Origin of the sequence: Sorangium sp. So ce124, from assembly GCF_051525235.1 — a bacterium.
Classification (GTDB): domain Bacteria; phylum Myxococcota_A; class Polyangia; order Polyangiales; family Polyangiaceae; genus Sorangium; species Sorangium atrum.
Window position 1 is genome coordinate 4,898,314 of sequence record NZ_CP150312.1, and the last position, 22,147, is coordinate 4,920,460.

Genomic DNA, 22,147 nt, shown 5'->3' on the forward strand with positions numbered 1-22,147 from the left:
GGCGGCATCGCCTGCCGCCCGCGCGCCCCACGGCCCGTCTCGACGCCTTCAGCCCGCGATGAGCCGCCTCGTGACGACCATCCCGAGGACGCCGGCGACCAAGCAACTGACCAGCGTGATCGCGATGTTGGCGAGCCCCGCCGCCCACGACTTGTACTCGATGAGCCGGATCGTCTCGTTGTTGAAGCTCGAGTACGTGGTGAAGCCGCCCATGACGCCGGTGCTCAGGCTGAGGCGGAGCGTCGGCGACAGGAGCTCCGTCGTCGCGGCGACCTCTCCGATGGCGCCGAGCAAGAACGACCCGATCACGTTGACCGCGAGCGTCCCATACGGAAACTCGGCGCCGAAGCGCTGCTGGCACCACGTCGACAGCCCGTAGCGGGCGAGGGTCCCCGCTGCGCCACCGAGACCGATCCAGAACCACCGATCCATTCGTTTCACCTTCTCGCTCGAGTCGCGACGATCGCGAACGTCGGACTACATGATCCCGGCCGAGAGCCGCCTGCCCGAGGCACCGAGGCTCGTCGAGCAGATGTGCTGCGTCGTCGTCCACGCCCTCCGGCAGACGGGCAAGACCACCGTCCTGCGCACGGTCGCCGAGCGGCTCACGGCCTCGGGTCGCCACGCTGTTTGAGCGCTGCTTGCACCCTCTCCTCGGGCCGGGCGGTCCGCCAGGGCCTCCGGAGCCACCGCTCCCCGGCTACTCCGCCGCCTTCCTGAACTCGATCACCCGCCCGCCCGTGCCGTCCGCCAGCGCAGGCCGGTTCACCCGCGACACCTCGTCCGTCGCCACCCCCGACGCCGCGATGAACTGGCGCGCCTGCTCGTTGTCGCCGTGCGCCAGCTCGTCCGGCGTCCCCGACGCGACGACGCGCCCCTGGATCACGAGGAACGCCTGGTGCGCGATGCGGAACGTGCTCGCCATGTCGTGCGAGATCACCACGCTCGTCACCTTGAAGCGCGCCCGCGTCTCCTCGATCAGGTCGTCGACCAGCCGGCTCGTCAGCGGATCGAGCCCGCTGGTCGGCTCGTCGTAGATGAGGATCTCGGGCTCCAGCATCAGCGCGCGCGCCAGGCCCACCCGCTTGCGCTGCCCGCCGGACAGCTCCGACGGCATCCGGTCCTCCTTGTTCTCGAGGCCGAGCGAGTTCAGCATGCCCACGACCTTGTCGCGGATGTCCCGCTTCGACATGTGCTTCCGGTGCTCGCGCAGCGGGAACGCCACGTTGTCGAAGATCGTGAGCGAGTCGAGCAGCGCCGCGTACTGGAACACCATGCCGAACCGCTGGCGCATCCGGTTCATCTCGAAATCGCCGAGCGCGCCCATGTCCACGCCGTCGACCCAGATGTGGCCGGTGGTCGGCCGCTCCAGCCCGATGAGCAGCCGGAGCAGCGTCGTCTTGCCAGCGCCCGACCCGCCGATGATCACCGCCGTCTCGGTCCGCCGGAGGTGCATGGTGATGCCGTGCAGCACCTTCGTCGCCCCGAACGATTTCTTGATGTCGTCGACGAAGAGGTGATCCCCCGCCTGCCACCCCGGCGGCATGTTGCCCACCTGCTGCGCCTCCGAGGGGGTCGCGTGCGGGGGGGGAGAGACCTGGCTGGGCGGCCTTCTCGACATCCGCGCAGTACGGTACCACGGAGGGGGCCCCGCAGGACGCCGATCGCCTTGCATCACGGTAAGGGCGAGCACGTGCTTGACGCGGCAGGGCGCGGGACGGAAACGTTGCTCATGACCGACGACCTACTCAAGGCAGCCCTCGAGACAGCAGAGGCGAAGACCGATAAGGATGGCTGGGCCGAGCTCCCCGAAGGGCGCGTGCTCACGATCTACGCCGCGCACGACGGCGTGTCGCTCCCGGTGACCAAGATCGAGGCCGTGTCGAGCGCGGGCGGGCTCCTCAAGGCGCGCAGCACCAAGGGCGAGACGTTCGTGCTCGCGCTGAAGGACGTGTTCGCCATCGCCCTCGACGGCGGCGGCAAGGGAGCCCAGGCCAGGAAAGCCGGCTTCCTCGGCTGATCGCGACGACCTTCCATGGCCCGATCGTCGAGAGCGGGAGGAGGTCCTGCGGCGCGGTCCGCCCAGCGGGCCGTCGACCTCGCGCTCGCCGAGCTGCAGCGCCGGTTCGGCCTGGGCCGCAGCCTCGCCGCCCCAGGCTGGGTGCGCGAGCGGGTCCTCGCCGTGCTCAGCGCCGTGGCCGCGCGCCACGGCGTCTCGCCGCTCGCGGCCGCCGAGCGGCTGCGGGACGACAGGGCGGCCATCGAGGAGATCGTCAGCGCGCTGCGCGTCGGCGAGACGCGCTTCTACCGCGACCCGATCATCTGGGAGGCCATCGCCACCTCGGTGCTGCCAAGGCTCCCGCCCGACCTGCCGATCGCCGGCCTCTCCGCCGGGTGCAGCACCGGCGAGGAGGCTTATACCCTGGCGATGGTGCTCGCGAGCGCGGGCCGCCGCTTCAGCGTGCTCGGGGTCGACCGCGCCGCTCCGGCGATCGAGGCGGCGCGCGAGGCCGTCTACTCCGCCGAGGCCGTCGACCAGCTCCCCCCGTCCTTCGTTCAGCGCTACTGTGAAGAGAAGGGCGGAGCGCTGCACGTCGCCCAGCAGCTGCGCGACGTCGTTTCCTTCGAGGTCTGCGATCTGGTGCACGCCGTGCCGAGCGGCGGGTTCCAGATCATCTTCTTCAAGAACGTGCTCCTGTACCTCGCAGAGCCCGCCGGCGACGCGGTGGCGCGCCGCCTCGCGGCCGAGCTCGGCCCAGGCGGGCTCCTGTTCTCTGCCGCGAGCGAGGCGCCGCGCCTCTGCGGCGCCGGCCTCACGCCGATCAAGGTGAACGCGCACGTCACCGCCTTCCGCGCCCCGGGCGCCTGAGAAAGCAGAACGACACCGCATGAGCGTCGACCTCTCCCCCACGTCCAGGCCCAGCGGGCTCGCCGAGCTCCGCGCCGCCTACGCGCGCGAGCGCGCCGAGCTCGATCGCACGGCGCCGAGCGGCTCCACGCCGGCCGCGGATCCGGCCGCCGTCGGGGTCGCCCTGGGGCGGCGCCACGCGCGCCTGCTCGACGATCTCCTGGCGCGCCTCTTCCACCTGCTGCGCGAGTCCGGCGGGCCCGGCCGCAAGGAGTGGGACTCGGTCGCGATCGCCGGGGTCGGAGGCTACGGCCGCGGCGCGGCCGCCCTGCGGAGCGATCTCGACCTGCGCATCCTCGCCCGCGACGCCCAGCGCGCCAGCGCCATCGCGGACGCGCTGCTCTACCCGCTCTGGGACATGGGGGTCGCCGTGGGGCACCAGGTCGTCACCATCGACGACCTCATCGACGGCGCGCGCGAGGACCTGCCCACGGCGACGAGCCTGCTCGACTGGCGCCACGTCGTCGGCGACGCGTCGCTGTCGGAGTCGCTCTGGCAGCGCGCCTCGTCGGGCATCTTCGCGCACTCGGAGCTGCCCCGCTTCATCGAGCGGCTCGGGAAGGAGATCGCGCAGCGGCACGAGCGCTTCGGCGGCTCGGTCTACCTCCTGGAGCCGGACGTGAAGAACGGCGCCGGCGGCCTGCGCGATCTCGACGTCGCCCGCTGGGCCGCGAAGGCGCGCTACGGCGTCGGCGAGTTCGACGCGCTCGTCCGCTTCGGCGCGCTCGTCGCGCGCGAGGCGGAGGAGATCCGGGGCGCCGCGGAGATGCTCTGGCGCATCCGCAACCTGCTCCACGCCCACTCCGGGCGGAGGACCGACCGGCTGACGTTCGACGAGCAGGAGCTGTGCGCCGGCGCGCTCGGCTACAGCAAGGGCGCCGGTCCGGCCGACGCCGGCCGGAAGGGCGCGCCGCCCCCTGACGAGTCCGCCGTGTCGCCCGAGGCGATCGAGCGGATGATGAGCGATTACTACCGGAGCGCCCGGACCATCTCGCGCTCCCTCGACATGATCGTCTCGCGCGCCACGCCGACGCTGACGCGGCGCCGCCGCCGCGACGAGGACCTCGGCGGCGGGGTCCGCCTCTTCGACGGCTGCATCACGATGAGCGATCCGGATCTGCTGAGGACCGATCCGGCGATCGCGCTGCGGCTCGTCTCCGAGGCCGTCGAGCGCGGCGTGCCGCTCCTGCCCTACGCGCGCGGCGCGATCGTCCGCGCGGCCGGCGATCCGGCGTTCTGCGCGGCGCTCCGCGAGAGCCCCGAGGCCGCCGAGCGGTTCAGGACCCTCGTCGCCACGTGCAAGGAGACGGAGCTGCAGAGCGGGTCGGTCGTCCGCGAGCTGCACGACCTCGGCCTCCTGCTCGCGATGATCCCGGAGTTCTTGCCGGTCGTCGGGCGCGTCCACCACGACGTCTACCACGTGTACACGGTCGACGTTCACTCGGTCGCCGCGGTCGATCGGCTGGCGTCGCTCGTGCGGGGCGAGCTCGCGGGCGAGTTCGGGCTCGCGTGCCGGCTCGCCGCCGAGGCGACGCGGCCGACGATGCTGTTCTTCGCCACGCTCCTGCACGACGTGGGCAAGGCGATCGGGGGCACCGATCACAGCGGGCGCGGCGCCGAGATGGCCCGGAAGATCCTGGCGCGGCTCGGCTTCCCTCAGGAGGACATCGACGAGGCGTGCCACCTCGTGCTGAAGCACCTCGTGATGTACCTCATCGCGACCCGGCGCGATCTCGATGACCCCGCGACGATCTCCGAGTTCTGCCAGGAGGTCCACGGCCGCGAGGGGCTGCGCGATCTCTACCTGCTCACGGTCGCCGACCTCTCGACCACGAGCCCCACGTCGATGACGTCGTGGAAGGCGCGCATGCTCGACGAGCTGTACCTCTCCGCGGACAGGGCCCTGCGCGGCGCGCGCGAGGACGCGGGGCCGTTCGGCATCGACGACCAGCGGATGGCCCGCGCGATCAGCGGCACGGTGGGCGCCCTCGAGGACCTCCCGGCCGCGAGCGAGGCCGATCGGCGCGCGCAGCGGGACTTCCTGGCCCGCTACCTCGCGTCGATGCCCGAGCGCTACCTGCTCGCGAACAGCCCGGCCGCGATCGCCGCGCACTCGGAGCTCGCCCGGCAGCAGCAGTCGAACGGCAACAGCGTCTCGGTCGCGCTCGTCCCGTCGCGCCACCCGGAGGCCGCGGAGGTCTGCGTGGTGGCGCCGGATCGCCCCGGCTTGCTCGCGGCGATCACGGCCGCGCTCGCGGCCTCGCGCCTCGAGGTCCACGCGGCGCAGATCCACTCGCGCGCGTGCGACGACGATGGGATGGACGACGGCGGCGTGATCCGCGCGAGGGCGGGCTCGTCTCCGCCGGCGGGCGTGCGCCTGCAGGCCGTCGACCTGTTCTGGGTGCGCGACCGCGGCGAAGGGGTAGGGGGGGTGGCCCGCGCCATCCCGAAGCTCGTGACCGACATCCAGGGGGTGCTCTCGGGGCAGCTCTCCGGCGCCGAGCTCGCCAAGAAGCGCCGGGGCGGCGCGCTGCGCGAGCGCCCGACGCCGAAGGTCCGGACGCAGATATCCATCGACGATCGCGCCTCGCACCACACGGTGATCGAGGTCCTCACGCGCGACCGCCCCGGCCTCCTGTTCGCGATCTCGGACGCGCTCTACCAGCTCGGCCTCTCGATCTCGGTCGCCAAGATCAACACGGAGGGCACGCGCGTGGCCGACGTGTTCTACGTGAGCGACGCGGACGGGACGAAGATCGCGAACGGCAAGCGGACGCAAGAGGTCGAGGAGCGGCTGCACGCCGTCCTCCAGGGTCTGGACGGCGAAGGGAGTGTCGGATGAACGAGAGGTGGTTTACGCGCGCGGTGTGGACGAGGGCGACGGCGATGACGACGACGGCGATGACGACGACGGCGAGGCCCGCCGCGCAGCGGGTCCTGGCGGCGGTGGCGCTCGCCGCGTGCGTCGCGGCGTGCGGGGGGGCGCAGGAGCCGCAGCGCGATCCGCTCCTGGCCGATCCGCCCGAAGGCAGCGACGCGGCGGCCTCGAAGGGCGCGTCGTCCACGGCGCTGGATCGGGGCATCGCGTACATCAAGAACGAGAAGTATGAGGAGGCGAAGCAGCACCTCCTCCAGGCGATCGAGCACGAGCCGGGCAGCGCCGAGGCGCACTATTACCTCGGCCTCGCCAACGAGAAGACGAACGATCGCGCCGGCGCCGAGGCGTCGTACAAGAAGGCGCTCGCGAGCGATCCCAAGCTCGAGGCCGCCGCGCTGAACCTGGCCGCGCTCTACCTCGACGAGCCGCCTCGGCCGGACGACGCGATCGCGGTCCTCTCGAAGGCGATCGAGCAGGCGCCGGACCGGGCCGCGCTCCACCAGAACCTGGCCTACGCGTACGGGCTGAAGGGCGACGTCGCGAACGCGAGCAAGCACTACGAGGCGGCGCTCAAGGCCGAGGACACGGCCGCCACGCGCTTCGCCTACGGCGCGATGCTGTTCGAGGCGAAGGTGCTCGACCGGGCCGCGGCCGAGCTCAAGAAGGCGCTCGCGGCGACCGGCGACGACGTGGCGACGATCGCGACGATCGGGCGGATGCTCGGTCCGGCGAAGGCCTACGCCGACTGCGTGGCGGCGTTCGACCGCGCCATCAAGCTGAAGCCGGAGGCCGAGTTCCACGTGCGCCGCGGGACGTGCCGCCACGAGCTCGGCGACGAGCCGGGGGCGCGCGCCGACTACCAGGCGGCGATCAAGGTGGACCCGCGGTTCGCGGCCGCGCACTACTACCTCGGCCTGTCGTTCCTGGCCGAGCGCAAGCCGCAGAGCGCGATCGCCGCGCTCACGGAGGCCGGGAAGCACGGGGGTGACACCGAGATCGGCAAGCGCGCCCGCGCCAAGGTCAAAGAGCTCAGCGCCAGGCTGAAGTAGCGCCCGGAGGCCGCGCAGGATCACGCGCCGAGCAGCGCGATGATCCTGTCGAGCTCGTCGAGCGAGCCATAGGTGATGCCGAGCTCGCCGTGGCCGCCCTGGTCGCGCACCTCGACGCGGGTCCCGAGCCGCCGCGCGAGGCGCGCCTCCAGGTCCTTGATCGCAGGCGACTTCCCCCCGCGCTTCTTCTCGCCCGCCTCCTCGCCATCGCCCTCGGCCGCCCGGAGCTCCCTCTCCTTCGCCGCCTTGATCAGCGCCTCGACCTTGCGGACGGGGAGCTTGCCGTGGACGGTCCGCTCCGCGACGTCGGCCATCACCTTGTCGCTGGGCGCGCCGAGCAGCGCGCGCGCGTGGCCCTCGCTGAGCTCGCGCGAGATGACCATGGTGCGGATCCGCGGCGGCAGCCGGAGCAGCCGGAGCGAGTTGACGATCGTCGTGCGGTCCTTGCCGACGCGCTCGGCGAGGGTCTGGTGCGTGTAGCTGTGCTCGCGCAGCAGCCGATCGAACGCCTCGGCGATCTCGATCGGGTTGAGGTCGGCCCGCTGCACGTTCTCGACGAGCGCGAGCTCGAACGCCTCCTTGGGGGAGACGTCCTTGACGACGACGAGCACCTCCCTGAGCCCCGCGCGCTGCGCGGCGCGCCACCGCCGCTCGCCCGCGATGAGCTCGAAGGCGTCGTTCCCCGCCTGCGTCCGGCGCACGATGAGCGGCTCGATGAGCCCGTGCTCGCGGATGCTGCCGGTGAGCTCCTCCAGCTCCGTCTCGTCGAAGTGCTGCCGCGGCTGCCCCTTCTGCGGGACGATCTTCTCGATCGCGCACACGAACACGCTGCGCCCTTCGGCCGCCGTCGCTGTCGCCGGCGGCGCCGCCGGGAGCAGGGCGTCGAGCCCCCGTCCGAGCGCGCGCCGCGCCCCTTTCTGATCGGCATTCATGATCTGGGTCGTGCGTCCCTCGCGCGCTCTCCGGGGTTCTGCGGGGGCGAAGGCTCGGCCGGTGGCTCCGCCTCGACGGCGTCCCCGCGCGGCCGCTTCTTCGCGTCTGCCGCGGCGGCGGGCGGGCCGTCCAGGATCTCGCGCGCGAGGCTCAGGTAGCCCTGCGCCCCCTTCGACTGCGCGTCGTAGAGCAGCGCCGGCTTGCCGTGCGACGGCGCCTCGCTGAGCTTCACGTTGCGCGGGATGATCGCGTCGAAGACGCGGAAGTGCGCCTTCACCTCGTCGGCCACCTGGTGGGTGAGCGAGTTGCGCCCGTCGTACATCGTGAGGACGACGCCCTCGACCGTGAGCTCCGGGTTGAAGGCGCTCCGCACCCGGTCGATGGTCGCCATCAGGTGCGTCAGCCCCTCGAGCGCGTAGTACTCGCACTGGAGCGGCACGAGCACCCGGTGCGCAGCGGTGAGCGCGTTCAGCGTGAGGAGCCCGAGCGACGGCGGGCAATCGAGCACGACGTAGTCGTAGCCCGCGAGCTGCGGGCGCAGCGCGTTGCGCAGCCGCACAGCGCGATCGTCCGCGTCGACCAGCTCGAGCTCCGCCGCGACGAGGTCCTGGGTCGCGGGCACCACGCCGAGGAGCGGCACCTCGGTCGGCACGATCGCGTCCTTCAGCGCCGCTCGCCCGATCAGGACGTCGTAGAGGGACAGCTCGAAGCTCCCGCGCCGCACGCCGACGCCGCTCGACGCGTTCCCCTGCGGATCGCAGTCGACGAGCAGCGTACGGCACTCTGCCGCGGCGAAGCTCGCGGCCAGGTTGACCGAGGTCGTGGTCTTGCCGACGCCCCCCTTCTGGTTGGCGACGGCGAAGATGACAGGCGAAGGCTTGGGGGCGGCGCCGGGCTTGCCGGGCGCGCCCCCCTCGTTGGGCGATGGCATCGTGCTGTGTCGCGTCCGACCAGGCTGCTTACACGACCCCCATCGGCACGTCGAGAGAAGCGGGCGCCTCGACACAAACGTTCGACCGAGCGTGCGGGTCTGTCCTGCGCGGTCGGTCCAGCGCGCGGGCCCAGCGCGCTGCCGCCGCGGGCGTCCTGGGACGCCCTGGACGCTGGGCTGCGGCACCACCCTCGGGGGCACGACCGCGGCGGGCGTCGTCACCCGCTCGCCGCCTTCCCAGCGTTCGGTTGCCGGATTGTTGGCCTGAACGGCAGGCGTATCTACAGTGCCCACATGTCGCTTGATGTAGGCAAAGGTAGCCGAGCGGCGAAGGCATGGGCGCGCGGGCGAGCCTCGAGGCGAGGCCGGTGCTTCGGCCTCGGCGGGGCGCTGCTGGCCTGCTGCGACCCGGGGCCCGTCGATCGGGTCCTCGCGCGCGCCTTCTGGTGCGACGGGCGCGGCCCTGCGCCGCTCGCGCCTGCGCAGGTCCTTGTGCTTTCGCCTTCGCTTCAACGCAGGTCGGCGCTCGGTTCGCGCCGTCGTCCGCCTTCGACCTCGAGTCGCGGGCCGACGCCGACCGCCCCTTGATCACGGACGTGGTGCCCAGCTTCGCCGAGCAGATCGACGCACCGACGTCGCCTCGGCACATGTGAGGAGGACAGATGCCGCTTCCCAGGTCGTATCAGAACTTTGCAGAGTTCGAGCGGGAGATTCTCCGCCCGAACCGCGTGGGCTTCTCGCTCGAGGACATCGTCGAGGAGGAGGGATCCTTCGACGCCGAGCTCGACTTCGAAAAGGACCCGTTCGACGCCTCGGACGACTGAGCGCGGCGGCGCGGCGCGCGGGAGGTCTTTTCAACGTCCTCGCACGTGCTCGCACGTCCTCGCGGTCGCGCTCGGCGCTGCTGCCCCGTGACGTCGCGTCGCCAGCGCCAGCGCTGCACATCAGCTTGCACGATCCCTCCCGGGATCCGAGCCCCGGCGGCCGCCTCTCCGCCGGGGCTCCTTTTTTTTAAAGCAGCGTCCTGTCGCTCGTCTTGACCCCCCCAGCGACGCGTGGCACGAGTGCCGCCCTTCGAAAAAACCGCCATGCAAGTCAACGTCGAAAAGCTTTCTCCCGTGCTGATGGAGTTTCAGGTGGAGGTCCCCGCGGACCGGGTCCGGAGCGAGGTCGACAAGGCCTATACGGCGCTCCAGCGGACGGCCCGGGTCCGGGGCTACCGGCCTGGCAAGGCGCCGCGCCAGGTGCTCGCGCACCTCTACGGCGGCCGCATCCATGCCGACGTCGCCCAGCGGCTCGTCGACGCCACGCTGAACCAGGCGCTCGCCGACAAGCAGGTGCAGCCCCTGTCCCAGCCGGCGATCGCGCCCACCGAGCTCCGCCCTGACGACACGTTCTCGTACAAGGCCCGCTTCGAGGTCCGCCCCGACATCGCCGAGGTGAAGTGGGAGGGCTTCGAGGTGAAGCGCCCCTCGACCACGCCGACGGACGAGATGATCGACGCCGAGATCACCGCCCTCCGGCGCGAGCACTCGACGCTGCAGGCGCCCGATCCGGAGCGCCCCGCGGCGAAGGGGGATGTCGCGACGCTCGCGTTCACCCTCGAGGTCGGCGGCGCGCTGCGCGACACGAAGGAGCAGGAGATCGAGACCGAGCTCGGCAGCGGCCAGGTCTTCAAGGAGATCGAGGACGCCCTCGCCGGGATGACGCCCGGCCAGTCGAAGGACGTCCAGGTCACGTTCTCCGAGCAGCACTCCAACGCGGATCTGCGGGGCAAGCAGGCGACCTTCCACATCACGCTGAAGGATCTGCGGGAGCGCATCTTCCCGGAGGTGGACGACGAGTTCGCGAAGGACTGCGGCGACGAGAGCCTGTCCGCGCTCCGCGAGTCGCTCCGCAAGAAGATCGAGAAGGAGCTGACGCAGCGGGCGAGCGACGCCGTCGCCGAGCAGCTCGTCGTGGAGCTCTGCAAGGCGAACCCGATCCCGGTCCCTCCGTCGCTCGTCGACCAGCAGGCGCAGCTCGCCGAGCGCGAGCTGCTCGCGACGGCGCGGAGGCAGGGGCAGCGCGTCGATCCGACGCCGGAGTTCCGCGCCCGCGTGCGGCTCGACGCCGAGATGAAGGTGCGCGCGGGCCTGGTCATGGCCGAGATCGCGAAGGCGAAGGCGGTCAAGATCACCGAGGCCGATCTCGAGAAGGGCTACGAGGAGCTCGCCGAGCAGACCGGCAAGAACGTGGCGAAGATCAAGGCGGAGTACCGCGAGCCCCAGAAGCGCGAGCTCTTCGCCGGGATGATCCTTGAGGACAAGATCCTCGACATCATCGAGGCTGCGGCGAAGGTCGCGGACGCGAGCTAGCCCCGCCCAGCAAAAGTCCGGCGCGGAATGGCCGGACCTCTGCTCCGCACGCCGGCGCCTCAGCTCTGCTGCGCCGGCGTGCGCCGTTTGTCCAGGTCGCGCCTCTCGCGCTCTCGAGCGACATCGGGCGCGCGCCTGGATCGAGCGAGCCGCCACGCGCCGCGTGTTCCGTGCGACGCGCGGCGAGCGGCCGATATTTCCGGTAACCTTGGGCGCGTTCGGTCTTGCGATCGGACGCAGTCTGGCCCAGGAGTAGAGCCCCTGCCGCGCGGCAGCGAACCCCTCGGAGCACCGGATGACCCGACGAGTCGAAACCCGCACCCAAGCCATCGAGTTTCTCGAACGCGAGAAGGCCTACATCCTCCCGACGGTCACCGAGGTGACCCACCGCGGCGAGCGGGAGTGGAACATCTTCAGCCGTCTCCTCAAGGATCGCATCGTCTTCATCGGCACGGAGATCGACGACTTCGTCGCGAACGCCGTGATCGCGCAGTTCCTCTTCCTGGAGAGCGAGGATCCCGAGAAGGAGATCCAGGTCTACATCAACAGCCCGGGCGGCGTCGTGACGTCGGGGCTCGCCATGTACGACACGATGCAGTACGTGCGTTGCCCGGTGTCGACGATGTGCATCGGCCAGGCCGCGTCGATGGGCGCCGTGCTGCTCGGCGCCGGCCGCAAGGGTCGGCGCTTCGCGCTGCCGCACGCGCGGATGATGATCCACCAGCCGCTCGGCGGCGCGCGCGGCCAGGCGACGGACATCGAGATCCAGGCGCGCGAGATCAAGAAGATCAAGGAGACGCTGATCGACATCCTCGTCGATGCGACCGGCAAGAACCGGGACGAGCTGGCGAAGGACATCGAGCGCGACTTCTACCTGAGCGCGACGCAGGCCAAGGAGTATGGCCTGATCGACGAGGTCTTCCCGAAGCGGAACAAGTAGGTGGCCGCGCCGCCGCGTCCGGCGGGCGTGCTGGGGCCGAAGCGCGGCGCGCCGTCGCGCCGGGCCGCGGCGCGACGGCGCGCGGCGTCACGATGCAATGCCCCGCCGCTGTGGCGGGCGGGGCATTGCGCGCGGGCGCGCGGGAGCGGAGCACGCGGGAGCGGCTCCTCGCGCGCCGCGCTGCGCTCGCTCGATCCGCTGTTTTTCGCGCTTTTCGTGCGACGCGCGGCCTCGTCGGCGGCCGACAGCGGGGCGCCATCGGGTGATTCCCTGACTTCGGCACAGGCTGGAGACCACCCCCGTTAGCTTGCGACGGTACGGGCACCGCACTAGAATCCGAGCGCGGCGTTTGGCTGCGCATCGCTGAAAATCCAGGGAACGGTGGAAGCCGTTCCCGGCGCAAGTTGGAGGGGCCGCCGCCGCGGCGGGACCCCACCTCTCATTGAAGCGGTAGCGTCGGCAGACCGCACTGAGGGTCGAAGTGGAGCGAAGGCGGGACGATCACTCGAATGGCAATCTAAGCTGCTCTTTCTGCGGCAAGTCGCAGAAAGAGGTGAAGAAGCTCATCGCGGGCCCCACGGTCTACATCTGCGATGAGTGCATCGGGCTGTGCAATGACATCATCGCGGAGGAGGTCGAGAAGGACGAGCCGTACGCGGGGTCGACCCCGGTGCCCAAGCCCGCCGACATCAAAGCGACCTTGGATGAGTACGTCGTCGGCCAGAACCGCGCCAAGAAGATCCTCGCTGTGGCGGTGCACAACCACTACAAGCGCATCGACAGCCGGGTCTCCTCGGACGACGTAGAGCTGTCCAAGTCGAACATCCTTCTGCTGGGGCCTACGGGCTCCGGCAAGACCCTCCTCGCGCAGACGCTCGCCAAGATCATCAACGTCCCCTTCGCCATCGCGGACGCGACGACGCTGACCGAGGCCGGGTACGTCGGCGAGGACGTCGAGAACATCATCGTCCAGCTCCTCCAGAACGCGGATCACGACGTCGAGCGCGCGCAGCGCGGCATCGTCTACATCGACGAGATCGACAAGATCAGCCGGAAGAGCGACAACCCGAGCATCACCCGCGACGTCTCCGGCGAGGGCGTGCAGCAGGCGCTGCTCAAGATCATCGAGGGGACGATCGCCAACGTCCCCCCGAAGGGCGGGCGCAAGCACCCGCAGCAGGATTTCCTGCAGGTCGACACGACGAACATCCTGTTCATCTGCGGCGGCGCGTTCGTCGGGCTCGACCAGATCATCCAGCGGCGCATCGGCCAGAACACCCTCGGCTTCGGCGCGGACATCAAGGGGAAGAAGGAATTCAAGCTGGGCGAGCTGCTCAGCGTCGTCCAGCCGGAGGATCTCCTCAAGTTCGGGCTCATCCCGGAGTTCATCGGACGTCTGCCGATGGTGGCGACGCTCCACGAGCTCAACGAGGAGGCGCTCATCGACATCCTCACGAAGCCGAAGAACAGCCTGGTCAAGCAGTACCAGAAGCTGTTCGAGATGGACGGCGTGAAGCTCAAGTTCACCCGGGGCGCGCTCGTGGCGGTGGCCCGTCAGGCCCTCGAGAGGAACAGCGGCGCCCGCGGCCTCCGCGCGATCCTCGAGTCGGCGATGCTCGACATCATGTACGACGTCCCGTCCCGCACGGGGATCAAGGAGGTCGTCGTCAGCGAGGACGTGATCGTGAAGCACGAGCCTCCGCTCATCGTGTACACGAAGGAGGCGGAGCTCGCGTAGCGCTCGCCCCCGGGGGGCCGCGGGCCGGGGCGCAAGTCGCGGCCCGAGCCGAGCCCTCGCCCCCCGGAGGCTCCTCCGAGCGTGCCGGCGCCGCGTGTCCCTGGAGGGCAGCGGGACGAGCCGGCGGAAGTTCAGCATCAAACCAAGGCATTTGACAACCGAGGCGGGGGTGCCCCGACCTCCCGACACTCCCGGAAAGACGGCGGATGTTCTTTAAGAACGACAGTGATCGCGGCAAGAACGCACCCGAGCGCGGGATCGTCCCGTTGCTCCCGCTTCGCGACATCATCGTCTTTCCACACATGGTCTCGCAGCTGTTCGTCGGGCGCGAGCGCAGCATCGCCGCGCTCGACGAGGCGATGAACCGCGGCAAGGAGATCTTCCTCGCCGCGCAGCGCAACGCGAAGACGAACGATCCGACGCCGGACGACATCTTCGGCGTCGGCTCGGTCGGCGCCATCATGCAGCTGCTCCGCCTCCCGGACGGCACCGTCAAGGTGCTCATCGAGGGCAAGCGCCGGGCGCGCATCCGCCGCTACGTCCAGAGCGATGCGTACTTCCTGATCGAGTACGACGAGATCGTCGAGAGCTCGGTCGCGAGCGTCGAGGTCGAGGCGCTGATGCGCTCGGTCCAGTCGACGTTCGAGATGTACGTCAAGCTCAACAAGAAGATCCAGCCCGAGGTCCTGATGGCGGTGCAGGCCATCGACGAGGCCTCGCGGCTGGCCGACACCATCATCGCCAACCTGCCGACCATCAAGCTGACCGACCGGCAGGCGCTGCTCGAAATGGAGGAGCCGCAGAAGCGGCTCGAGCGTCTCATCGAGTTGATGCAGGCCGAGATCGAGATTCTCCAAGTGGAGAAGAAGATCCGGAGTCGCGTCAAGAAGCAGATGGAGAAGACGCAGAAGGAGTACTACCTCAACGAGCAGATGCAGGCCATCCAGAAGGAGCTGGGCGGCGGCGAGCGCGACGAGTTCAAGAACGAGATCCAGGAGATCGAAGAGGCCCTCAAGACCAAGCGGATGAGCAAGGAGGCCGCCGCGAAGGTCAAGAAGGAGCTCAAGAAGCTGAAGATGATGCACCCCACGAGCGCCGAGGCGACCGTGGTGCGCAACTACATCGATTGGATCCTGGAGCTGCCCTGGTACGACAAGAGCGAGGAGCGTTATGATCTCGTCGAGGCCGAGCGGATCCTCGATGAGGATCACTACGGCCTCAAGAAGATCAAGGAGCGGATCCTCGAGTATCTGGCGGTCCAGGCGCTCACGAAGAAGCTCAAGGGCCCGGTGCTCTGCTTCGTCGGGCCGCCGGGCGTCGGCAAGACGAGCCTGGCGAAGTCGATCGCGCGTGCGACGGGGCGCAAGTTCGTGAGGCTGTCGCTCGGCGGCGTGCGCGACGAGGCGGAGATCCGCGGCCACCGGCGGACGTACATCGGCGCGCTGCCCGGCAAGCTGATCCAGTCGCTCAAGAAGGTCGGGACGAACAACCCCGTGTTCCTGCTCGACGAGGTCGACAAGATGTCGACCGACTTCCGCGGGGATCCGGCGGCTGCGCTTCTCGAGGTGCTCGATCCGGAGCAGAACCACACGTTCAACGACCATTACCTGGATCTCGATTACGACCTCTCCGACGTGATGTTCATCACGACGGCGAACACGCTCTCTGGCATCCCGGTGCCGCTCCAGGACCGCATGGAGGTCATCCAGCTCTCGGGCTACACGGAGTTCGAGAAGCTGAACATCGCGGTGAAGTACCTCGTGCCCCGGCAGCGAAAGGAGTGCGGCCTCGAGGACGTGTCGCTCGACTTCACGGAGGGCGCGCTCCGGACGATCATCCACCACTACACGAAGGAGAGCGGCGTGCGCTCGCTGGAGCGCGAGATCGCGAGCGTCTGCCGCAAGGTGGCCAGGCGGGTGGTGTCCGACGGCAAGGAGAAGCCGATCGAGGTCGTCGCGAAGAGCATCCCGAAGTACCTCGGTGTCCCCAAGTACCGGCTCGGCCGGCGCGAGGAGCGCGACGAGGTGGGCCTCGTGAACGGCCTCGCCGTGACCAACGTCGGGGGCGATCTGCTCCCGGCCGAGGCGACGGTGGTGCCGGGCAAGGGCAAGCTCGTGATCACCGGGCTGCTGGAGAAGGGGATGGAGGAGAGCGGGCACGCGGCGATGAGCTACGTCCGCTCGCGCCTCGATCGCCTCGGGCTCGAGCCGGACGTCTATCAGAAGGTCGACGTCCACATTCACTTCCCCGATTTCGTCCGCAAGGACGGGCCCAGCGCCGGCGTCACGATGGTGACCGCGCTCGTCAGCTCGCTCATGAAGGTGCCTGTCCGGAGGGATCTCGCGATGACGGGCGAGATCACCCTGCGCGGCCGCGTGATGCCGATCGGCGGGCTCAAGGAGAAGCTGCTGGCGGCCCATCGCGGCGGCATCGCGACCGTCATCCTGCCGAAGGAGAACCGGAAGGATCTCCGGGACGTGCCGCGGCGGGTGCTGAAGGCGCTGCGGCTCGTGCTCGTCGAGCACGTCGACGACGTGCTCCGTGAGGCGCTCATCCTGCCCGACTCCTACGCGGTCTTCGGGCCGCCCAAGGGCGTCCTGGAGTACCGGGACGGCGAGCTCGTCACCGAGGCGGCGTCGGTCAAGGCGCCGCCGGCCGCGGCGGGCGAGCCGACGCCGGCCGCGCCGCCCGGCGCGTGAGCGCGGCGGCGCCCGTCGGATAGGCTGGCGGTCGCCGCAGAGACGCACTAGCTGTGCGTCGCAATGATTCGACGCGCACTGATTTCGGTATCCGACAAGACGGGACTGCTCCCGCTGGCCAGGCGGCTCGCGGAGAAGGGCGTGGAGATCCTCTCGACCGGGGGGACGCAGCGGGCGCTCGCGGACGCCGGCGTGCCCGTCATCGGGGTGGAGGCCTATACCGGCTCTCCCGAGGTGATGGATGGCCGGGTGAAGACGCTCCATCCCCGCGTGCACGGCGGCATCCTGATGCGCGGCGCGATCGACGACGAGGACCTCGCGCGGCTCGGCGGGGCGCCGATCGATCTCGTTGTGTGCAATCTCTATCCCTTCGAGGCGACCGTCAGGAAACCGGGGGTCACGCACCCCGAGATCATCGAGAACATCGATATCGGCGGGCCGTCGATGGTGCGGAGCGCGGCCAAGAACCACGCGCGCGTCGCGGTGGTGGTCGATCCGGCCGACTACGATGCTGTGCTCGCCGAGATCGACAGGCAAGGTGAGGTGTCGAGCGCCACCCGCCGCCGGCTCGCCACCAAGGCGTTTGCGCACACGGCGGCCTACGACGGGATGGTGTCCGGTTACCTGTCCTCGCTGCCCGAGGACGGTGAGCCGAACGCCGCGCAGCGCGAGGCCTATCCGCGCTTCCTCACGCTCGCTCTCGAGCGGGCCTATCCGCTCCGGTACGGCGAGAACCCGCACCAGTCCGGCGCCTTCTACCGGGAGCGGGGCGCGGCCGCGGGGTCGCTGGCGCTGGCGGAGTCGCTGGGCGCCGGCGGCAAGGAGCTCTCGTTCAACAACCTCGTCGACGTGGACGCCGCGTTCGAGGCGGTGCGCGAGTTCACGCAGCCTGCCGCGGTCGTCGTGAAGCACACGAACCCGTGCGGCGTCGCGACCGGCGACAGCCTCGCGGCCGCCTACAGGACGGCGCGTGAGGCGGACGCCGTCAGCGCCTTCGGCGGGATCGTCGCCCTGAACCGCGAGGTCGACCGCGCGGCCGCCGAGGTGCTCGTCGAGACGTTCCTGGAGTGCGTGGTGGCGCCCGCCTATGCGCCCGAGGCGGTGGAGGTGCTCCGGACCAAGAAGAACCTCCGGCTGCTGGCGACCGGCGCGCTCCTGCCCGCGGATCACCGGGAGCTGACGTTCAAGCGCGTCGGCGGGGGCCTGGTGGTCCAGGAGCGGGACGCCTCGGCGGCCGGCGAGGTGCGCGGCGGCCGGGTCGTGACGAAGCGCGCGCCCACCGAGCAGGAGCTCGAGGCGCTCGATCTCGGCTGGCGCGTCTGCAAGCACGTGAAATCCAACGCGATCGTGCTCGCGATTCCCGGGAGGACGGTCGGTATCGGCGCCGGACAGATGTCGCGGGTCGAGAGCGTGCGCATCGCCTGCAGCAAGGCGGGCGAGCGGGCTCGCGGGAGCGTCCTGGCGTCGGACGCGTTCTTCCCGTTTCCGGACAACGTGGTGCTCGCCGCGGAGCACGGGATCACGGCGGTCGCGCAGCCTGGAGGCAGCGTGAAGGACGCGGAGGTCATCGCCGCGGCCGACGCGGCGGGGATCGCGATGGTGTTCACAGGGGCCCGGCACTTCCGTCACTGAGCTGGCCAGGCGCCGCGGTCCCGCCACGGACCGGCCTGGCGTCTCCCCGTCCCGGGGCGCGCGCGCTCCCTCTCCCTTGCGCCGGATGGGTGGGTCACGCTCGCAGAAAAGTTGACCTTTGCGCCTTGACTGTGATGATGGTCAACGCTGCGCCTGGGCAAAGCGCTGTGCGCGGCGCGAAGGAGCGAGCTGTGGGCGGAATCAGCGAGACGTGCAGCGTGTGCGGGACCGGATTCGAGGTCCAGTTCCGGTACCAGATGGAGGAGAAGGACGGCGGCTTCTCCTTCTTCTGCTCGCAGAAATGCCTGGAAAAGAGCCATCTCGGCGGGCAGGACGGCGCCGCGCTCGCCACGTGCGACGCGTGCGCGAAGCGGTTTCCGCCGGATCTCGTGTCCCAGGTGCTCTACGTCGCCGGGCGCCGGCACTACGCGTGCTCGCTGGGGTGCCGGACGCAGCTGGTCCGTGAGGCGAAGGGGGTGCGGCTCGGCGACATCGCGGCGGCGGCCGCGGCGCCGGCCGACGGGGCAACGCTGACCGGCGGCGAGGCGCCGTTGGCAGGAGGCGCCTCGCGCGCCGCCACGGAGGCAGCTGAGCCGGCGCCGCCGGCGGTTCGCGCGAGCGCACAGGGCGAGGCGACGGGGCCGGCCACGCCGGCCGTCGCGCCGGTCGCGTCTGCTGCTCGGCCGGCGGAGCTCAAGGGGCAGGGCGCGGTCGCGGTGCCCCTGTCGCCGGCGGGTGGCGCGAAGCGGCCCGCGCAGCCGCCGCAGCGGCCCGCCGGGGTGCCCCGCTGCCTGGCCGTGTTCAACCACAAGGGCGGTACGGGCAAGACGACGACGGCCGTGAGCGTGGCGGCCGGGCTCGCGGCGCGCGACAAACGGGTGCTCCTCGTCGACACCGACGCGCAGGGGAACGTCTCTGTCTCTCTCGGCGCGGGCGCGGAGCGGTCGCTCTATCACGTGCTCGTGATGGGGCTCCGGGTCGCGGACGCGACCAAGACGGTGCGCCCGAACCTGGATCTCCTGCCGTCCAACGAGACGCTCGCCGCGGCAGAGCTCTACCTGGCGGGGCGCCAGAACCGCGACCGCGTGCTCTCGGATCGCCTCTCCGCCGCGGCGGCCGAGTACGATTACGTGGTGCTCGACTGCTCGCCGAGCCTGTCGTTGATGAACCAGAACGCGCTGGTGTTCGCCGACAGCGTGCTCGTCCCGGTCGCGTGCGACTACCTGTCGCTCGTGGGCGTCCGGCAGGTGATCAAGACGGTGAAGAACGTGAACGCGCTGCTCCATCACCCGGTGCAGATCTGGGGCGTGCTGCCGACCTTCTACGACGGCCGCGCGAAGATCGCGCGCGAGGCGGTGAGCACGATGAAGCAGCACTTCGGAGAGCGCTGCCTCGCGCCGATCCGCCAGGCGATCAAGGTCAAGGAGGCGCCCGCGCAAGGGCAGACGATCTTCGAGTACGCGTCGGGAACCCCCGCCGCGGACGACTACCTCGCGGTGGTCGATCGCATCATCGAGAGCCGCGAGCGCGGCACGACGGGCTCCGAGGCAGGGGCGTCGCGCGACGGGACGGCGTGGAGCGTCGACCGGGTGGACGCGGGTACGGAGCGGCCGGGCGCTGCGGCGGCGGGGGTGTGAAGGGACCCGCGGACGCGGGGTTCCGCTGGATGAAGAGACCGGCGGACGCGGGGTCCCGCTGAATGAAGGGCCCGCACTCGCGGAGTCCCGCTGAATGAAGGGACCCGCGGACGCGGAGCCCCGCTGAATGAAGGGACCCGCGGACGCGGGGTCCCGCTGAATGACGGGCCCGCAGTCGCGGAGCCTCGACCGGGCAGGGGAGCTGGAGGAAGCAATGAAAAGCGAAGGCGATCTCGGGGGCGCCGCGCGGGCGCTGCTCGATTGCGACGAAGTGGAAGGTGTTTTGTCCGGGGCGTTCTATACGTCCACGGAAGTGCCTCGCGTGCGCGCAAAGGCCCGGACGACCGGCGCTGCATCCGAGCCGGGTGCTGCGCCGGCGCCCGAGAGACCGCAGCACTACAAGGTCATCTGTATCTCGATGTACACCGAGGATCTCGAGCGGCTGGACGAGATGGTCAGCTCGCTCAAGGCGCGCGGGATGACCAAGGCCAACAGGAGCGCGCTGATCCGGCATGCGCTCTCCCAGGTCGACCTCGACAAGATCCCGAAGGGGATTTAATCCCTTCTTTCAGGGAGACCTCGACAGGACGCAGGGCGCGACGTCCCCATTTCCATCATCGTGCGGCGGGCGCCGCGGGCTCCCAGGCGCCCCCGCGTCGCCGGTGGGGGCTGGTAGCCCGGCTTTCCCGGGAGCCGGCGAGCGGCGGAGGGCCCGTGCACCGGCGCCGGCGCTCACGACGTCGTGGCGCTGCGCCTCGTCCCCTGGCCCCTGGCCGCCGCGCCGCGGGCATGCGGCGTGCTTCACGTGCTAGAGTCGAGGCCTACCAGAGAGGGAACATGGACCACAACTACGTAGGATACGGGACCCGCTCGTCGGTGCACCGTGCCGGTGCCGAGTCGCGCGAGCGCTTCCTCGTGCGAACGTACAACCACCTGTTCGGTGCGATCGTGCTCTTCGCCGCGATCGAGGTCGCGCTGTTCAAGACCGGCGTCGCCTCGGTCATCGCCAGGGCGATGATGGGCAGGAGCTGGCTGCTGGTTCTCGGGGCGTTCATGCTCGTGAGCTGGCTGGCCAGCCGCGCGGCGCACACGTCGGTGTCGAAGCCGGCGCAGTACGCCGCGCTCGGCGGCTACGTGCTCGCCCAGGCGATCGTCTTCGTGCCGCTCCTCTACATCGCGGACATGGTCGCTCCCGGCGCGATCCAGAGCGCTGGGCTCGCCACGATGGCCGGCTTCGCCGGGCTCACCGCGATCGCGTTCGTGACCCGCAAGGATTTCTCGTTCCTTGGGGCTCTCCTGCGCTGGGGCGGCATCTGCGCGCTCGTCCTCATCGCGGCCGGGGCGCTGTTCGGCTTCCAGCTCGGCACCTTCTTCAGCGTCGCCATGGTCGCGTTCGCCGGGGCCGCCATCCTGTACGACACGTCGAACGTCCTGCACCACTTCCCCGAGGACCGGTACGTCGGCGCCGCGCTCCAGCTCTTCGCATCGGTCGCCCTGCTGTTCTGGTACGTACTCCGCCTCTTCACCACCTCCCGCAACTGAGCGGGGGGCACCCGCTGCGGATACGGGCCCATCTCGACGTTTTCGGTGCTCAGCGCACTGGAGTGCGCTTCCGCGCCGAAAACGCCGATCTGGGCCCGTCTCCTGTGCGGGTGCCCCCCGCTCGGGCGGCGTCCGTTGCCGAGAAGATGCGGGCGGCGTCCGTTGCCGAGAAGACGCGGGGGGCATCCGTTGCCGAGAAGACGCGGGGGGCGTCAGGGGGAGAAGAAAGACTGTAGCGCTCTTGTCAGGGAGAAGAGCATGAGGGCCGTCAGGGCGAGGATGCCTGCCAGCGCCAGGGACAGGCCGGCGTAGAAACGAAGATTGGAGGGGGGCGCGCTGCCTTGCGTGCGCGCGGCGAGGTGCGCGCGCAGCAGGTCGAGGTTGCGCGCGTTTGCCTTGTAGGTCGCGTCGAATAGATCGCCTACGAGAGGAACCGTGCCGAGCAGCGTCTCTAGGCCGACGTTGAGCACCATGCGCAGCACCGCCGAGGCGGGGAGACGGTAACGCGTCGCCGCGAGCACGATGTAAATCGAGAGCGCGAAACCGATGAGATCGCCGATGCCAGGGATCAACCCGATCACGGCGTCGTAGCCGACCCGATAGTCGACTCCTGGGATGCGGATGGAGTTGTCCAGAAAGTGCCCGAGCGCGTTCAAGCGCCTCAGCCGCTCGTCCTCGAGATCAATGGCCGGGGCGAGGGGCGGCACGGGCATGGCGGACCCATCTCGGCGAAGCGGGTGAGACATCCCTCGCAGTCTACTTCTCGCCCCGTTCGACGGCGACTCAAGAGAGACCGCAGGGCGGCGGCGCGCGGCGGGCGAGGAGCGGGCAGGAGCACGCCGGCTCCGGAGGGCGGGCGGGCGCTGCCGCCGTTGCGGCGGCGGCGCTGCGATCCATGCTGGC

At 70.3% G+C, this 22,147-nt stretch carries 19 protein-coding genes; 14 read left to right on the forward strand and 5 right to left on the reverse strand.

What is annotated here, in order from left to right; translation table 11 throughout:
* Nucleotides 1-48: 48 nt before the first annotated feature.
* Nucleotides 49-432, reverse strand: coding sequence for a fluoride efflux transporter CrcB (gene crcB, locus WMF19_RS18330; protein ID WP_437900278.1), 384 nt, complete (start codon nucleotides 430-432; stop codon nucleotides 49-51).
* A gap of 49 nt (nucleotides 433-481) precedes the next feature.
* Between crcB and WMF19_RS18335 the strand changes: the two genes are divergently transcribed.
* Complete coding sequence (locus WMF19_RS18335; protein WP_437901806.1) at nucleotides 482-634, forward strand: hypothetical protein; 153 nt, start codon at nucleotides 482-484, stop codon at nucleotides 632-634.
* Nucleotides 635-700: 66 nt separating this feature from the next.
* Here the strand turns inward: WMF19_RS18335 and WMF19_RS18340 are convergent, their stop codons facing one another.
* On the reverse strand, nucleotides 701-1,621 hold the full coding sequence (locus WMF19_RS18340; protein WP_437900279.1) for an ABC transporter ATP-binding protein: 921 nt from the start codon (nucleotides 1,619-1,621) through the stop codon (nucleotides 701-703).
* Nucleotides 1,622-1,732: 111 nt separating this feature from the next.
* Between WMF19_RS18340 and WMF19_RS18345 the strand changes: the two genes are divergently transcribed.
* The 4 genes from WMF19_RS18345 to WMF19_RS18360 are packed head-to-tail and all read left to right on the forward strand — an operon-like array spanning nucleotide 1,733 to nucleotide 6,835.
* Nucleotides 1,733-2,020, forward strand: coding sequence for a hypothetical protein (locus WMF19_RS18345; RefSeq protein WP_044965043.1), 288 nt, complete (start codon nucleotides 1,733-1,735; stop codon nucleotides 2,018-2,020).
* Nucleotides 2,021-2,035: 15 nt separating this feature from the next.
* A complete protein-coding gene (locus WMF19_RS18350; RefSeq protein WP_437900280.1) occupies nucleotides 2,036-2,869 on the forward strand; it encodes a CheR family methyltransferase in 834 nt (277 codons plus the stop codon).
* A 19-nt stretch (nucleotides 2,870-2,888) separates the two neighbouring features.
* Nucleotides 2,889-5,750, forward strand: a complete 2,862-nt coding sequence (glnD, locus tag WMF19_RS18355; RefSeq protein WP_437900281.1) for a [protein-PII] uridylyltransferase — start codon at nucleotides 2,889-2,891, stop codon at nucleotides 5,748-5,750.
* On the forward strand, nucleotides 5,747-6,835 hold the full coding sequence (locus WMF19_RS18360; RefSeq protein WP_437900282.1) for a tetratricopeptide repeat protein: 1,089 nt from the start codon (nucleotides 5,747-5,749) through the stop codon (nucleotides 6,833-6,835). The genes glnD and WMF19_RS18360 overlap by 4 nt, the downstream gene beginning before the upstream one ends.
* Before the next feature lie 20 nt (nucleotides 6,836-6,855).
* Here the strand turns inward: WMF19_RS18360 and WMF19_RS18365 are convergent, their stop codons facing one another.
* Together WMF19_RS18365 and WMF19_RS18370 are read right to left on the reverse strand one after the other, a co-directional pair.
* Nucleotides 6,856-7,767 carry a ParB/RepB/Spo0J family partition protein gene (locus WMF19_RS18365; RefSeq protein WP_437900283.1) on the reverse strand — a complete coding sequence of 304 codons (912 nt, stop codon included), beginning with the start codon at nucleotides 7,765-7,767 and terminating at the stop codon, nucleotides 6,856-6,858.
* A complete protein-coding gene (locus WMF19_RS18370; RefSeq protein WP_437900284.1) occupies nucleotides 7,764-8,699 on the reverse strand; it encodes a ParA family protein in 936 nt (311 codons plus the stop codon). The genes WMF19_RS18365 and WMF19_RS18370 overlap by 4 nt, the downstream gene beginning before the upstream one ends.
* Before the next feature lie 662 nt (nucleotides 8,700-9,361).
* Between WMF19_RS18370 and WMF19_RS18375 the strand changes: the two genes are divergently transcribed.
* The 9 genes from WMF19_RS18375 (at nucleotide 9,362) to WMF19_RS18415 (ending at nucleotide 21,244) form a co-directional block, all read left to right on the forward strand.
* On the forward strand, nucleotides 9,362-9,523 hold the full coding sequence (locus WMF19_RS18375) for a transcriptional regulator (protein ID WP_272098363.1): 162 nt from the start codon (nucleotides 9,362-9,364) through the stop codon (nucleotides 9,521-9,523).
* Between the two features lie 264 nt (nucleotides 9,524-9,787).
* Entirely contained in the window at nucleotides 9,788-11,056 is a 1,269-nt protein-coding gene (gene tig, locus WMF19_RS18380) for a trigger factor (RefSeq protein ID WP_437900285.1), read from the forward strand.
* A 295-nt stretch (nucleotides 11,057-11,351) separates the two neighbouring features.
* The gene (locus WMF19_RS18385; protein ID WP_012235778.1) at nucleotides 11,352-11,996 is read left to right on the forward strand and encodes an ATP-dependent Clp protease proteolytic subunit; all 645 of its coding nucleotides are present in this window, start codon (nucleotides 11,352-11,354) and stop codon (nucleotides 11,994-11,996) included.
* Between the two features lie 481 nt (nucleotides 11,997-12,477).
* Nucleotides 12,478-13,734 carry an ATP-dependent Clp protease ATP-binding subunit ClpX gene (clpX, locus tag WMF19_RS18390; protein ID WP_437329885.1) on the forward strand — a complete coding sequence of 419 codons (1,257 nt, stop codon included), beginning with the start codon at nucleotides 12,478-12,480 and terminating at the stop codon, nucleotides 13,732-13,734.
* A 206-nt stretch (nucleotides 13,735-13,940) separates the two neighbouring features.
* Entirely contained in the window at nucleotides 13,941-16,433 is a 2,493-nt protein-coding gene (gene lon / locus WMF19_RS18395) for an endopeptidase La (protein WP_437802429.1), read from the forward strand.
* 63 nt (nucleotides 16,434-16,496) lie between these two features.
* Complete coding sequence (gene purH, locus WMF19_RS18400) at nucleotides 16,497-18,065, forward strand: bifunctional phosphoribosylaminoimidazolecarboxamide formyltransferase/IMP cyclohydrolase (protein WP_437900286.1); 1,569 nt, start codon at nucleotides 16,497-16,499, stop codon at nucleotides 18,063-18,065.
* A 191-nt stretch (nucleotides 18,066-18,256) separates the two neighbouring features.
* Entirely contained in the window at nucleotides 18,257-19,702 is a 1,446-nt protein-coding gene (locus tag WMF19_RS18405) for a ParA family protein (RefSeq protein ID WP_437900287.1), read from the forward strand.
* Between the two features lie 214 nt (nucleotides 19,703-19,916).
* Nucleotides 19,917-20,261, forward strand: coding sequence for a hypothetical protein (locus WMF19_RS18410; protein ID WP_437900288.1), 345 nt, complete (start codon nucleotides 19,917-19,919; stop codon nucleotides 20,259-20,261).
* 278 nt (nucleotides 20,262-20,539) lie between these two features.
* On the forward strand, nucleotides 20,540-21,244 hold the full coding sequence (locus tag WMF19_RS18415; protein ID WP_272098369.1) for a Bax inhibitor-1/YccA family protein: 705 nt from the start codon (nucleotides 20,540-20,542) through the stop codon (nucleotides 21,242-21,244).
* Nucleotides 21,245-21,456: 212 nt separating this feature from the next.
* Here the strand turns inward: WMF19_RS18415 and WMF19_RS18420 are convergent, their stop codons facing one another.
* On the reverse strand, nucleotides 21,457-21,957 hold the full coding sequence (locus WMF19_RS18420; protein ID WP_437900289.1) for a DUF4112 domain-containing protein: 501 nt from the start codon (nucleotides 21,955-21,957) through the stop codon (nucleotides 21,457-21,459).
* Between the last annotated feature and the right edge of the window lie 190 nt (nucleotides 21,958-22,147).